The organism is Sorangiineae bacterium MSr11367 (genome assembly GCA_037157805.1).
GTDB lineage: Bacteria > Myxococcota_A > Polyangia > Polyangiales > Polyangiaceae > Pendulispora > Pendulispora rubella.
This window is the reverse complement of sequence record CP089983.1, coordinates 3,326,953-3,339,353: the sequence shown is the minus strand read 5'-3', so window position 1 is coordinate 3,339,353 and position 12,401 is coordinate 3,326,953. Positions and strand designations below refer to the sequence as shown.

Annotated in this window: 11 protein-coding genes; 6 read left to right on the top strand and 5 right to left on the bottom strand. The window is 65.5% G+C overall.

Going from position 1 to position 12,401, the window contains the following annotated elements:
• Positions 1–18: 18 nt before the first annotated feature.
• Complete coding sequence (locus LVJ94_13450; protein WXB08236.1) at positions 19–927, top strand: helix-turn-helix domain-containing GNAT family N-acetyltransferase; 909 nt, start codon at positions 19–21, stop codon at positions 925–927.
• Between the two features lie 591 nt (positions 928–1,518).
• Here LVJ94_13450 and LVJ94_13445 read toward each other — a convergent pair.
• Positions 1,519–2,472, bottom strand: a complete 954-nt coding sequence (locus LVJ94_13445) for an RNA ligase (GenBank protein ID WXB08235.1) — start codon at positions 2,470–2,472, stop codon at positions 1,519–1,521.
• A gap of 153 nt (positions 2,473–2,625) precedes the next feature.
• Here LVJ94_13445 and LVJ94_13440 point away from each other — a divergent pair, with 153 nt between their 5' ends.
• Entirely contained in the window at positions 2,626–4,917 is a 2,292-nt protein-coding gene (locus tag LVJ94_13440; protein WXB08234.1) for a sigma 54-interacting transcriptional regulator, read from the top strand.
• Between the two features lie 4 nt (positions 4,918–4,921).
• On the opposite strand, the gene LVJ94_13435 is transcribed toward LVJ94_13440, so the two are convergent.
• Both LVJ94_13435 and LVJ94_13430 read right to left on the bottom strand, forming a co-directional pair.
• A complete protein-coding gene (locus LVJ94_13435; GenBank protein WXB08233.1) occupies positions 4,922–5,614 on the bottom strand; it encodes a TrkA family potassium uptake protein in 693 nt (230 codons plus the stop codon).
• 18 nt (positions 5,615–5,632) lie between these two features.
• Positions 5,633–7,156 (bottom strand): sodium:proton antiporter, encoded by a 1,524-nt coding sequence (locus LVJ94_13430; GenBank protein ID WXB08232.1) that lies wholly within the window; start codon positions 7,154–7,156, stop codon positions 5,633–5,635.
• 103 nt (positions 7,157–7,259) lie between these two features.
• On the opposite strand from LVJ94_13430, the gene LVJ94_13425 reads away from it, so the two are divergent.
• Positions 7,260–7,814 carry a YbhB/YbcL family Raf kinase inhibitor-like protein gene (locus LVJ94_13425; protein ID WXB08231.1) on the top strand — a complete coding sequence of 185 codons (555 nt, stop codon included), beginning with the start codon at positions 7,260–7,262 and terminating at the stop codon, positions 7,812–7,814.
• Here the strand turns inward: LVJ94_13425 and LVJ94_13420 are convergent.
• Together LVJ94_13420 and LVJ94_13415 are read right to left on the bottom strand one after the other, a co-directional pair.
• Positions 7,811–8,185 carry a PGPGW domain-containing protein gene (locus tag LVJ94_13420; protein ID WXB08230.1) on the bottom strand — a complete coding sequence of 125 codons (375 nt, stop codon included), beginning with the start codon at positions 8,183–8,185 and terminating at the stop codon, positions 7,811–7,813. The genes LVJ94_13425 and LVJ94_13420 overlap by 4 nt on opposite strands.
• 14 nt (positions 8,186–8,199) lie before the next feature.
• Complete coding sequence (locus tag LVJ94_13415) at positions 8,200–9,213, bottom strand: zinc-binding alcohol dehydrogenase family protein (protein WXB08229.1); 1,014 nt, start codon at positions 9,211–9,213, stop codon at positions 8,200–8,202.
• Between the two features lie 184 nt (positions 9,214–9,397).
• On the opposite strand from LVJ94_13415, the gene LVJ94_13410 reads away from it, so the two are divergent.
• From LVJ94_13410 to LVJ94_13400, 3 genes are read left to right on the top strand one after another with little or no spacing between them, the layout of a single operon-like run.
• On the top strand, positions 9,398–10,192 hold the full coding sequence (locus LVJ94_13410) for a YqiJ family protein (GenBank protein ID WXB08228.1): 795 nt from the start codon (positions 9,398–9,400) through the stop codon (positions 10,190–10,192).
• Positions 10,189–12,027: a hypothetical protein gene (locus LVJ94_13405; GenBank protein ID WXB08227.1), complete on the top strand. Its 1,839-nt coding sequence runs from the start codon at positions 10,189–10,191 to the stop codon at positions 12,025–12,027. The genes LVJ94_13410 and LVJ94_13405 overlap by 4 nt, the downstream gene beginning before the upstream one ends.
• Complete coding sequence (locus LVJ94_13400) at positions 12,024–12,350, top strand: potassium channel family protein (protein ID WXB08226.1); 327 nt, start codon at positions 12,024–12,026, stop codon at positions 12,348–12,350. Before LVJ94_13405 ends, LVJ94_13400 begins: the two co-directional genes overlap by 4 nt.
• Positions 12,351–12,401: the final 51 nt, after the last annotated feature.

Below are 12,401 nucleotides of genomic sequence, written 5' to 3'. Positions count from 1 at the left end.
GCCAACGATACGAATCCCGTGACCACCGTCCGCGCGTTCAACCGCTTTTGGACGACCCGCATCGGCGCACTGGGCGGAAGCCACCTCCAGAGCACGTACTCGCTCACCGAGGCGCGCGTTCTTTTCGAGCTGGCCCAACGCGCGACCAACCAAGGCATGGAGGTGGCCGAACTCCGGCGCGAGCTCGAGCTCGATGCGGGCTATTTGAGCCGCATCCTCTCGCGCTTCAAGGCCGACCGCCTGGTGTCGCTCGAATCATCGGAGACCGATGCGCGCAAGCAAGTTGCGCATCTGACCCACAAGGGCCGCGACGTCTTTTTGGCGCTGGATGCCAAGGCCGTCGAGTGGGTCTCGACCATGCTTTCGTCGCTGTCGGCCGACGACAAGGTCCGCCTGGTGTCGGCCCTGCGCACCGCGCGCACCGTTCTCGAGGGCGCGCCGCAGCCGCCTTCGTACCTTCTGCGTCCCCTCCGCCCGGGCGATCTGGGCTGGGTCATCCGCCGCCACGGCATCGTGTACGGCGATGAATACGGCTACGACGCCTCGTTCGAAGCGTTGGTCGCGCGCATCATGGCCGACTACATCGACAACCACGACCCCGAGCTCGAAAGCGCCTTCATGGCCGAGGTGGACGGCGAGCCCGTGGGCAGCATCTTCTGCGTGAAAAAGACCGCCACCATCGCGCAACTCCGCTGCCTCATCGTCGACCCCAAGGCCCGCGGCATGGGCGTGGGCAGCCGCCTCGTCGACGAGTGCATCCGTTTCGCACGCCGCGCCGGCTACAAGAAGATGGTCCTCTGGACCCACAACTCCCTCGTCAGCGCCCGCCACATCTACGAGCGCGCCGGCTTCACCCTGCAGAAGCAGGAGAAGAACCACAGCTTCGGCCAAGACGTCGTCGACCAAACCTGGTCGTTGACCCTGTAGGACGCATCCGGCCACCGCAGAAACGCGGTGGGCACCGTTTCACCGCGGCAGGCAATGACCGTGGCCGCGATGGCCCGCGAGCAACTTGGCCCATGGGCCCCGGACCCGCGCGGGGAGGTGTCCCGGGACAGGCGGACGGCTGTCCTGGACAGGGACGCCGGTGCGGCTCGCGCCCTTTTTGCGGGCGATGCGGGTTGGCACTGCATTGGCAATGCATTGGGGCAGGCCTTGGAGTGCGGTGCTCCGGACACCACGCTCGCAAGGTCGCGGATCAAGATGATGGGTTGCCACAAGGTACGAGTGGGAGGCAACGGCCCTCCACGTGCCCGTTGACGCGCGGAGCCACTCCTACGGGAGTCCAGCCAGCGGGAACCACACGCGGTGGGTGAAGGGAAGCGCTGTGGGCGCGGACCGGTAGCCGAATTCCTCGTTGGGGAAGCAGCCAAAACTGCTCGCATCTACCGGAACTTTCTTACCCTCATTTTTATCTGGCAGAGAGAAGGCCAGAAGAAGACCGTCTGAGATTGCGCGGAGCGCGCGATCACGCACCCGTTTGTCCCCCTCCCCCCCTGTCATGCGCGCGCTTCACCCTCACTGCACACCGAGAAACGACAGGCCCCCTTCCTCCAGGTTCTTCCGCGCGAGCTCCCCAATATGCGCGCGCAGCCGCTCCTCCTCGGCGGCAGCGAGCGAGCCCATGGCCCGAGGAAACGCCGCCTCGAGATCGATGAGAACGTCCAGGACGACCTCGTCCAGCAACGCCTCCAGCGAATCGTCGCCCACCTTCGAGTGGGCACTTGCCAAGCGCGGCGGATTGACCAGCCGCGCCGCCCACATTTGCAGTTCATCCTCCGATAGACGAACACCCGAGTTCCAAGGCACGCTTTCGTCGAAACGCACCTCGCTGAACTCGGGGATCTTGACCTTGAACACCGGGCGGTCCGACGGCGCAAGATCGGCGTCCGGCTTCAGCACGAGCCCCTCGGCGAAATTGCCGGCCAACGCCGGCAGATCGCGCGGAACGCGCGTCTCGAACCTGGGTGCCAGCGCACTCACCTCGGCACGCGTTCCTTCGAGCAGGGTCGGCACCAGGCGCAACGCGGTGCCTTGCGTGAACGCGTCCAATTTGGAATGCGCCAGGAATACGCCGTCGTCGACGAGAATGTCGAACAGGGCAAATTGGATATCGGGCGCATACCAAATGCCTGTCTGCACGGCAGATACGCCGCGCATCGGCGTCACGTCGGGATGTGGGTATGCGCCGCCGTAGAGCTCCCCGTACAAATACATGGGACCGCGTCGCCCAACGCGCCGGTGCACCTCGCGGGCCGCGATCTCCAAGGGAGAGCGAAGCAGTTGCCATCCGAAGAAGGCATCGCCGGCACCAAGCCACGACTTTCGCTTCCCGAAATGGACCGAGACGCCGTCCGTGCCGATCACGACGTGTGCGCCGTGGATCTTTTCCGTCGCCACCCAACGGGAAGCCTTCGACGGCGCCGCGTCGCGTGGGTGCAGCGGAATCTTCGGGAAGGGTCGGTGTTCCATGGACAATGTCGGGCGGGCGATGGCAGAGGATGTCGGTCGTGCAACTTGACGTCGCTTCGCATGAAATTTTGCTTCCACGGGCGGATGCAGCCGATGCGTAGGCGCGCAAGAGCATGTCCGAGTCGATGCCCCAACCTGTAGACTCTCGGCAGCATGACCAGTGGACCTCTTTCGCCCGGAGACATCGTTGCCGGAAAATACCGCATCGAACGCCTGCTCGGCACGGGCGCCACGGGCATCGTCTTCGCTGCGCAGCATCTCCAACTCAACCAGCGCGTCGCGCTGAAGTTCCTCAACCCGACCTTCGCGGACGACCCCACCATCACCGCACGCTTCCTTCGCGAGGCACAGGCGGCCGCCCGCATCCAGAGCGAGCACGTGGCCCGCGTCTCCGACGTGAGCTCGCTCGAGTCGGGTCAGCTTTACATCGTCATGGAGTTCCTGGAGGGGCGCGACCTCGCCGCCCTTCTCGCCGGCGGAGCACGCCTCGAGGTGGCGACCGCCGTGGGCTATGTCCTGCAGGCCGCCGAGGCCATCGCGCATGCCCACGCGAACGGCATCATCCATCGCGATTTGAAGCCGGCCAACGTCTTCCTCGCCGTGCGCGAAGACGGCAGCATGAGCATCAAGGTGCTCGACTTCGGCATCTCCAAGTGGCTCGGCACGACGTCCCACTCGCTCACCGTCAAGGCCACCGGCCTCGGCTCGCCGGCGTACATGTCGCCCGAGCAGATCCGCTCCGCGAAAGACGTGGACCTGCGCACGGACATCTGGGCCCTTGGCGTCATCCTTTTCTCGCTCCTGACCGGACACGGCCCCTTCGAAGAGGACAATCTCAACGCCGTATTCCAGGCCATCATCCATCGCGCGACCCCGTCCCCGCGCGACAAGCGCGAAGACGTGCCGCCCGGCCTGGAGGCCGTCGTCCTTCGTTGCCTCCAAAAGTCGCCCGATGAGCGGTACGCCAACGTCGGCGAGCTCGCGCGCGCACTCGAGCCCTTCGGCCCCGCATCCGTGCAGGGCACCGCCGCAAAAATCGAACGGATCTTGGGCACCTCCCCGAACTCGAGCGAGCGAAAGGCATCTTCGCGCGGCGATCTCATCACCGCGCCCGCCACCGTCGTCGAGATCACCCGCGGGATGAGCCCGCCGTCGCATGCTGCGGGCCCCCCGCTCGGCGCCGTGATCCACGTCCTCGGCGGCCCGGCCACGCCCACGACGTTCCAGCTTTCCTCGGGCAGCTGCCGTGCGGGCAGCGGCACCGGCTGCGACATCGTCATCAACGAGCCCACCGTCTCACGGGTCCACGTCGAGCTCACGCTCCGCACCGAGGGCGTCGAGGTGCAAGACCTCGGGAGCACCAACGGCACGTTCTACCTCGGGCAACGCGTGCAGCGCATGGTGCTCTCCCTCGGCGCTCGCATCCAGATCGGCTTGGTCACCTTGGTGCTCGACGCCGATCGCGACCAATTGGAGCACGTACTCCGGCATTCCGAGACGTCGTACCGCGGGCTCTTGGGCGCGTCCGATCCGATGCGCCGCCTCTTCGGCATGCTCGCGCGCCTCGAGGCCTCGCTCACCCCCGTGATCCTGGAAGGCGAACCCGGCACCGGCAAGGAAGCCGTTGCGCGCGCCCTGCACGACGGCTCCAGCGTTTCGGGCGGTCCGCTGATCACCATCAACTGTGCCGCCCTCCCGCGGGAGCTCGCCGCGAGTGAGCTCTTCGGCCACAAGAGAAACGCGCTACCGGGTGCCGTCGAGGAGCGCATGGGCGCCTTCGAGCACGCCGACGAGGGCACACTCTTCTTGGACGAGATCTGCGATCTACCGCTCGACGTGCAGCCCATGGTGCTGCAGGCCATGGAGTCGGGCGAGGTACGCCGCGTCGGCGGCGACACGGCCCACCAGGTTCGGGTGCGCGTCATCGCCTCGACCAGCCGCGATCTCGCCGAGGAGGTGCGCCAGGGGCGCCTGCGCGAGGAACTCTATTTCCGCATCGCCGTGGTCCGCCTGCGCGTCCCGCCGCTCCGCGATCGCATCGAGGACATCCCGGCCCTGGTCGAGAAATTCGCCATCGACGCCGGCGTCGGGGCACTGCCGCAGCCCATCGTCGAGGACCTCAAGACGCGCGCGTGGCCGGGCAACGTGCGCGAGCTGCGCGACACGGTGCTCGCCTACGACGCCCTCGGCGCCCTTCCCGAGCTCACCCGTCCCAAGGGGGCGATCCTCGACCTCGCACTGCGCAAGCTCATCGATCCCCGCCGGCCCTACGAAGAGCAAAAGGCGGCACTGGTCGATCGCTTCACGGCCATCTGGCTCGAGGAGCTCCTCGAGCTCACCGCGGGCAACCACAGCGCCGCCGCGCGCTTCGCCGATCTGGACCGCGCCCACATCGCGCACCTCGCCACCCAATACGGCATCGGCAAGAGCCCGCGCAGCCGCTAAAGCGTCACCGCTTCGGGGTGTCCACGCGCGGCGACATGAGGTGACGGATGACCGCGCCCACCTCGTCGCGACGGGCGACGATGAGGACCGTCATCCCGCCGCGCAGAACCGAGGAGCCGCGGGGAGCATCGACGGCCCCGTGGGCATCGTAGAGACCTGCGAAGACGCACGACGGCGGAAAGCCCTTCGCGGCGGCAATCTCGGAGACGGGGCGCCCCACGACATCGGCGCCCTCGGGGATGGTCAGCTCGAACGCCACCGAGCCGCCGCCGCCGAGGATCATCGAGTGCTTCACCGCATCGTGCTCGATGGCCGTCGCGATACCGCCGACGAAGATCTCGATTTCCGACACGATGCGGTGCACGCCCGCGTCCATGTACACCTGGCGGTATTGCGGGTCGCGCATGCGCACCATGACGCGCTGGGCGCCCGCCGATCGCGCGAGCAGCGCCACCGCGAGGTTGTCCGCATCGCGTGCGAGCATGGTCACCACCACGTCGGTGCGCGACACGTCGGCCTCTTGAAGCAGCCCCGCATCGGTGGCATCGCCCGTAATGGCCACGAGACCGTGGCGCTCGAAGGCTTGCTTGGCGACCATCGGATCACGGTCGATGATGATCACGTCATGGCCCGTCGTCCGAAGATGACCCCCCACGCTGAGGCCCGCCCGCCCAGCTCCTGCAATGAGAACACGCATCGTTTCTACCGTTTCTCCTTATTCATGGTGCTCTTCGTTCATGAGGGCCATGCGCTGCTTGTCGAGCTCCCCCAGGCGCTCCTCGGCCACCTCGAGGGAGATGATGCCTCGCTGCCCCGCCTCCATGACGGCAGCCTTTTGCCCCTGCAGCAACGTCAATTCGAGGAACTGATCCTTCGCATCGATGGCACGCGCCTCGCGCAGGGCCAGCTCCGAGGCAATGATCTGCCGCTGAAACGCCGCGCGCCGCTCCGCGTGCTCGCGGCGTGAAACGAGGCCCGCGGAGAGCAGCTCGTCGAGCTCCGACTGACCGCGCCGCGCCACGATGAGCGTGGCCCGCGCCTCGTCCGTCGCCAGATCGGAGCGGAGCGAGATCCCCAACCAGCCGAGCATTCTGCGGAATGGAAGCGCCTGCGCGATCAACGTCACGAAGGTGCAACCGAACACGATGGCCACGAGGCGATGCCGGTATGGCAGGTCGGTGGGAAGTGCGAGCACGGCGGCCATGGAGAGGGCGCCCTTGATGTTGCCCAGCACCATGACGTGCTGCCACCGGATGGGAACGCGCTCGCCCTTGAGAATACGCAGGAGCCAAAAGCAGCCGTACACCGCCACCGCCCGGCCCGCGTGCAACGCCAGCACCGCGAGCACGATGGATCCCGCCTCGTCGAGCAGCATCGACGGCTGAATCTGCATCCCGACCAGGAGAAAAATGAGCACGTTGAGGCAGAAGCCCGCGGTCTCCCAGAAGCCTTGCAGGGCCAGCACGCGCGATGGCTCCAGCATGGTGCGCGCCGCGCGCCCCACGAGCACGCCGGCCACGACGACGGCAATGACGGGCGAGGCATGCACACGCTCCGCGGTGAGCGACGCCGCGAACACCAGCACGATGGAGGCCAATGTCGCGGTGAGCCGGTCCGGGGTGCGGCGGAGCACCACGTTCCCGAGCACCCCGAAGCCCGCGCCCAGAATGCCGCCGCCAAGCATGGTCACCACCAACGAGCGCAACGTACCGACGGCATCGAAGGTGCCTTTTTCGACCATCTCGGTCGCAATCAGCACGAGAACGAGCGCCGTCCCATCGTTGAAGAGGCTCTCTCCCTCCATGATGGACGCGAGCCGATGCGGCACACGCACGCTCTTGAACGCGAGGAGCACGCTCACCGTATCCGTAATGGCGAGCAGCGCGCCAAGAAGGACGGCGACGGCAAAGGGTAAATCGAGCGCGTACGTCGCCACCGCCGCCGTGCCCAAAAGCGAAATGGCCACCCCCGGCACGGCCAGCGCGAGAATGGGCCGCGCCGCCTGCCGGAGCGCATTGCCATCCGCGAAGAGCGCCGCCTCGAAGACGAGGATGGGCAAAAACGCCAGAAGTACGATTTCGGGATTCATCGGCGTGTGCGGAAGCACATTCACGAAGACGCCGAGCAACCCTACGATGACGAGGGCTACGTTGTAGGGAACGCCGATGCGCTTTGCGGCGATCGCGACGCTGGAGCCGGTGGCGAGAACGATGAACAGCGTCTCGAGGGCGTGCCTCATGATTTCGTACGTACCCTGATGCTTCCCGGATGAGAAGCTTTTCGCTCTCCTTCGAGGAAGACGCTGGCGCGCGCATTGCTGGTGCGCCGGCCGGAGGTGCTGTATGGGAATGCTTCATCAGGTCGCATCCGTCGTGGGACGCGCACTTCGCAACGTCCACGCGGGCGACGACAAGTTGGTCATCTCTCGCTTGCAACGAACCGTGGAAGCCATCGATGTTACGACTTCCGCGTTTTTGGCGCATGGGCCCATTCCGACGAAATACACCGCCGATGGGCTCGGCCTTTCGCCGCCCATTCGCTGGGGCAACGTCCCCGGGCGTACACGCTCACTGGTGCTCATCTGCGAGGATCCGGACGCGCCGCTGCCCAAGCCCTTCGTGCACTGGCTCGTGCATGGCATTGCGCCCGACATCCGCGAGATCCCCGAGGGGTCAATGACCGTCGGCATGGTGGGCCTGAACACGCGCCGCAAGATGGGCTACACGCCGCCCTCACCGCCGCCAGGGCATGGTCTTCACCACTACCATTTCCAGCTCTTCGCGCTGGACTTCGCCCCGGAGCTCTCCTCGGACGCCGATCGCGAAACCGTCGTGCGCGCGATGGAGTCCCACGTGCTCGCCTCCGGGCGCCTCATCGGCACGCACGAGCGGCGCTAACGCGGCTCGACCTGCAGCGGCAGTTGCCCGGCCCGCTGGCGCCATCCATCGATGAGGCGATGCAGGGCTGGGCGCGCCACGAGCCATTTGGCCACCCTGTGCTGAATCGGCAGGTCCATGACCAAAAGGCCCACGACGATGGTGAGCACGCCCTGGCCGGGCAGAACCAGCATGGCGATGCCGGCCAGCACGATCAGCACGCCCGCCACGGTCCGCAGGATGCGTGCGCCGGGGGTCCTCTCAGGCGCGGGGCGCAGGAAATAATCGGGCGGAATGCGCACGATGAACAGCTTGGCGCCCCACATCGCCGCAACGACCATCAACAGCGACAGTCCCCCGACCACGACCGCAAGCGCAGGCATCGAACGCATGTTCGCCTCTCTCCTCAACCATGCATTTGCAACACTGCGGCCCCGCGCACATCTCCCCGCGCAAGATCGCCGAGTGCGCGGTTGGCTTCGGCCAGTGGATAGACCGCCGTGGCGGTCCGAACCGGGATGTCTGCGGCAAGCTGAAGAAACTCGCGCGCATCCTGCCGGGTGAAATTGGCCACGCTGTGGAGCGAGCGCTCCCACCACAAATCGTCGTAGGAGAACGAGGGAATGCGATCCAGATGGATCGCATTGATGGCCACGGCCCCGCCGCGCTCGAGGGCTCGCAATGCGGCCACGACGACATCGCCCGACGGTGCGAAGGTCACCGCCGCGTCGAGCCGGACGGGCGGCACTTCGTCGTAGCCCTTGGCCCAAACGGCACCGAGGGCACGCGCGCGCGCCTGCTCCTCCGGATTGCGGGTGCAGACGTAAACCTCGCAGCCCCAATGAACGGCCACCTGAATCGCCAGGAGTGCGGAGGCGCCAAAGCCAAAAAGACCGAGCCTCCCCCCAGGGCGAATCCCCGATACCTTGAGTGCGCGATATCCAATGATGCCTCCGCAGAGCAGCGGTGCCGCGGCCATGTCGTCGAATCCATCGGGCAGCCGAAAGGCGAAATCCGCACGCAGCCGCGCACGCGTGGCATAGCCCCCATCGCGATCCCAGCCGGTGAACTCGGCGCGCTCGCAAAGGTTTTCGCGCCCCTCGGCGCAGCGCGCGCACGCGCCGCAGCTGCCACCGAGCCATGCCCCGCCGGCGCGATCGCCGAGCTTCCAATCGGTGACCCCTTCGCCCACGGCCGCCACCCTTCCGACGATTTGGTGACCGGGAACCACGGGACGCCGCCTCAACGGCACATCGCCTTGGCAAAGCTGCAAATCCGTTCGACAAACGCCGCACGCCGTCACGTCCAGGACGATTTCACCTGGCCCCGGCGCATCGTCGTCCGCGCGCTCACGAAGAACGAGCCACGGCACTTCCTCGGTGGCGTGCTTGGTCGGTTTTTCCAAGACCATGCAGTTCATCGCCTCATTCTAATGCCGTTGGCCGAAAGCGTGCCATTGCGCGCCACTCGAAAATCGGTCCCGCCGTGTGCGAAGATCCGTTTACGGAGCTCATGAGCGTATTTACGTTGCGATTCGACGAAAACGACGACGACTTCGACGAAAATCCAAACGGGCTTCCGCAAACGTTCGCGAGGCCACAACCATGTTTGCCTTTCTAAATCACTGGTCGAATGCACCGTTCCTGGTGATGCTCGGCCTCGTAGCCGTCATCGTGTTTTTGCAGGCCGCCGGATTGATGGGCCTCGTGGCAGAAGGAGGTAGCGATCACGAAGTGAATGTCGACGCCGATCACGACGTCGACCTGAATCACGATGTGGATGCAGATGGAGACGCGGACGCCGATCAAGATGCAGATTCCGACGCCGATGCCGATGGATGGCACGGCGCACTTTCGTATTTCGGAGTGGGTCGGGTCCCACTCATGGTGTTGGCGGTCACGTGGCTGCTCTTCACCGGCTTTTCCGGCATCTTGTTCAATAGTTTTGCGTACGTCCGCTTCGGAGGCACCTTCGTCTACCCGGGCTGGGTCCTCCCCGTCACCTATGGCACCTCTCTCGCGGTGGGCCTCGTCGCCACCCGCCTTTTCTCCCGCGTTCTCGGGAGGATTTTCGACCTCGGCACCCGCGGTGCCACGGCGAAACACGAATTGTCTGGACGCATCGGCGTCGTAGCAAGCCCCGAACTCGGATCGAAGTTCGGTGAAATCCGCGTTCGCGACGAACGCGGAAATGAGCTCTTGGTGCATGCCCGAATCGAAACGGGCGAAGATCCCCTCAAGCTCGGGGAAGAAGTCGTTTTGGTCGATTACGACACGGAATCGGAAATGTTCTTGGCCACGTCGGCCGCATTTGAAATCCGGCCCGGCCCAAAGCGGCCGGCCGGTGGTGAAATGGGCCCCCGAAAAGGGCTCGATGGTGAAAGGAAAGGGAGAAAATGATGTTCAATGGGTTCGAGGTCTGGCAGGTCGTTCTTGCGATCGTCGGTGCCATCGTTCTCGTGCTTTTCGTTTTTTTCGCGTCGATGGCGCGGTTTCTCAAGAGACCATCGCCCTCCGAGGCCATCATCCGCATCGGCCGAAACATGACCGACGTGTTCATCGGCCAGGCGTGTTGGATCGTCCCCGTGTTTCACCGGGCATCGACCATGTCGCTGTCCACCATCGGGCTGACCATCCGGCGTGCGAGCCACGACGCGCTCGTGACGAAAGACTACATCTCTACGAATCTTTCCGCGGAGTTCTACATTCGTGTCGAACCGAACGAGGACGACGTCAAGAAGGCCGCGCGCACCATCGGCATCGACGAGGGTCACGCGTCGTCTGATGCCATCCGCGTGAAGAGCCAACAGCTCCTGGAGCCGAAGCTCGTCGGCGCCCTCCGCGCCGTCGCCGCCCAAAACGACTTTCTCGCGCTGCACCTCAATCGCGAACACTTCGCCTTGGAGGTCTCCAATGCGCTGCGTGAAGATCTGGGCCGCAACGGCTTCACCCTGGAATCGGTCACCATCACGGAGCTGACGCAGACGCCCCTCTCCGAGATGCGCGCCGACGACATTTTCGGCGCCTCGGGCCGGCAAACGGTGACCAACACCGTGGTCGAGAAGAACATCGCCGTGAAGAAGAAGATCCAGGAGGAGGCCGAGCGCACCGCGGAAATCGCGCGCGAGCAGGAGATCAACGTCGCGACGCAGAACCGCCTCACGCGCGAGGGCAAGGCCAAAGAGGAAGAAGCGGCCATCAAGGCGGAGCTGGCGAAGAACGAGGCCATCGAGGCGCGCGATCTGCAGAGGCAATCGACCATCGCCGTCGAGCGCGCGAAAAAGGAGCAGACCGAGCAAGCCGTGGAAATCGGCAAGCAGAAGGTCATCGAGGCCGCGCAGGTCGACAAGGAGCGCGCCATCGAGGCAGCCCTCGTGGACAAGCAGATCACGCTCACCATGAAGGCCAAGGAGAGCGCCGAGGCAGACGCCCAAAAGGCCGCGGCCCTGGCGCTTCGCGAGAAGGCCGATCAGGAGGTCGTGACCGTGGCCCGCGTGGCGGAGGCCGAACGCCTCAAGCGCATCGCCATCGTCGATGCGGAGAAGCTCGGCGAGCAAGAAAAGATCGCCGCGGAGGTCGAGGCCTTCAAGAAGAAGGTGGAAACCGAAGCCATCGCCGCCGCCCAGCGCGCATCGGCGACGGGTACCGCAGAGGCTGCGCGCTTCCGCTCGCAGGGCGAGGCCGACGCGGTGAAGATCAAGGCGCAGGCCGATGCCGACGCCGCGGAGCTGCAAGCCATGTCCATCACGCGGCTGGCCGAGGCGCAGAGGGAGGCGGGCCTGAAGGAGGCGGAGGTGTTGCGCGAGAAGATCGTGGCGCAAAACTCCAAGTCGCGGGACATCCTTCTTCAGGAGACGATCACGACGCTCATCCAGAATGGGCCAGCCCTCGTGCACGAGCTGATGAAGCCCGCCGAACGCATCGGCGAAATCAAGGTGCTGAACCTCGCCGGAGGTCTCGGTGGCAACAACTCCACCGGCTCCTCCTCCAACGGCGGTGGCAATGGCTTCCCGCTTCTGGGCAACGCCCTCGGCCCCATCGCCAAGACCATGCTCGAGACGTCCGCCGTCATGCCGCTCCTCAAGGAGGTGATGAAGTTCGCCGACGTGGACGCGATCAAGAACATGGTCGCCCCCGTCCCGGGCCCCGTGAGCGTGTCACCGCCCACGGCCCGCCCCAGCGTGCAAACGCTGACCGAGAATGACTTCGTCTTCCACGAGGGCCCGGCCAAGTGACCACACAGGTTGCGCCTGCTGAAGAACTAGCGACGTTCACAGCATGGGCCACCGCGGTCTTCTACCTGGCAGAGTCCGACCACAACCCGCACATTCGCACCTACCTCGATGCGTACCACTACGTCGCCACATCACTGAGCGTCGGCTACGCCAACGTCTTCCCGGTCACCCAAATCGGGAAGGCGGTGGCCGCCGCCGTGATGATGGTCGGCCCTGCCCTCTCCGCCCGAGCCCTCGACGGCCCCAAGACGGAGAGCACCAACGACGCCCTCATCGCCAAGCTCGACGAAATCCTCATCGAGCTCCGCAAAAAGACCCCCTAAGCCCAATCTCCTCTCCCGGAGGAGATTGAACAGGAAGACGGGAAGACGGGA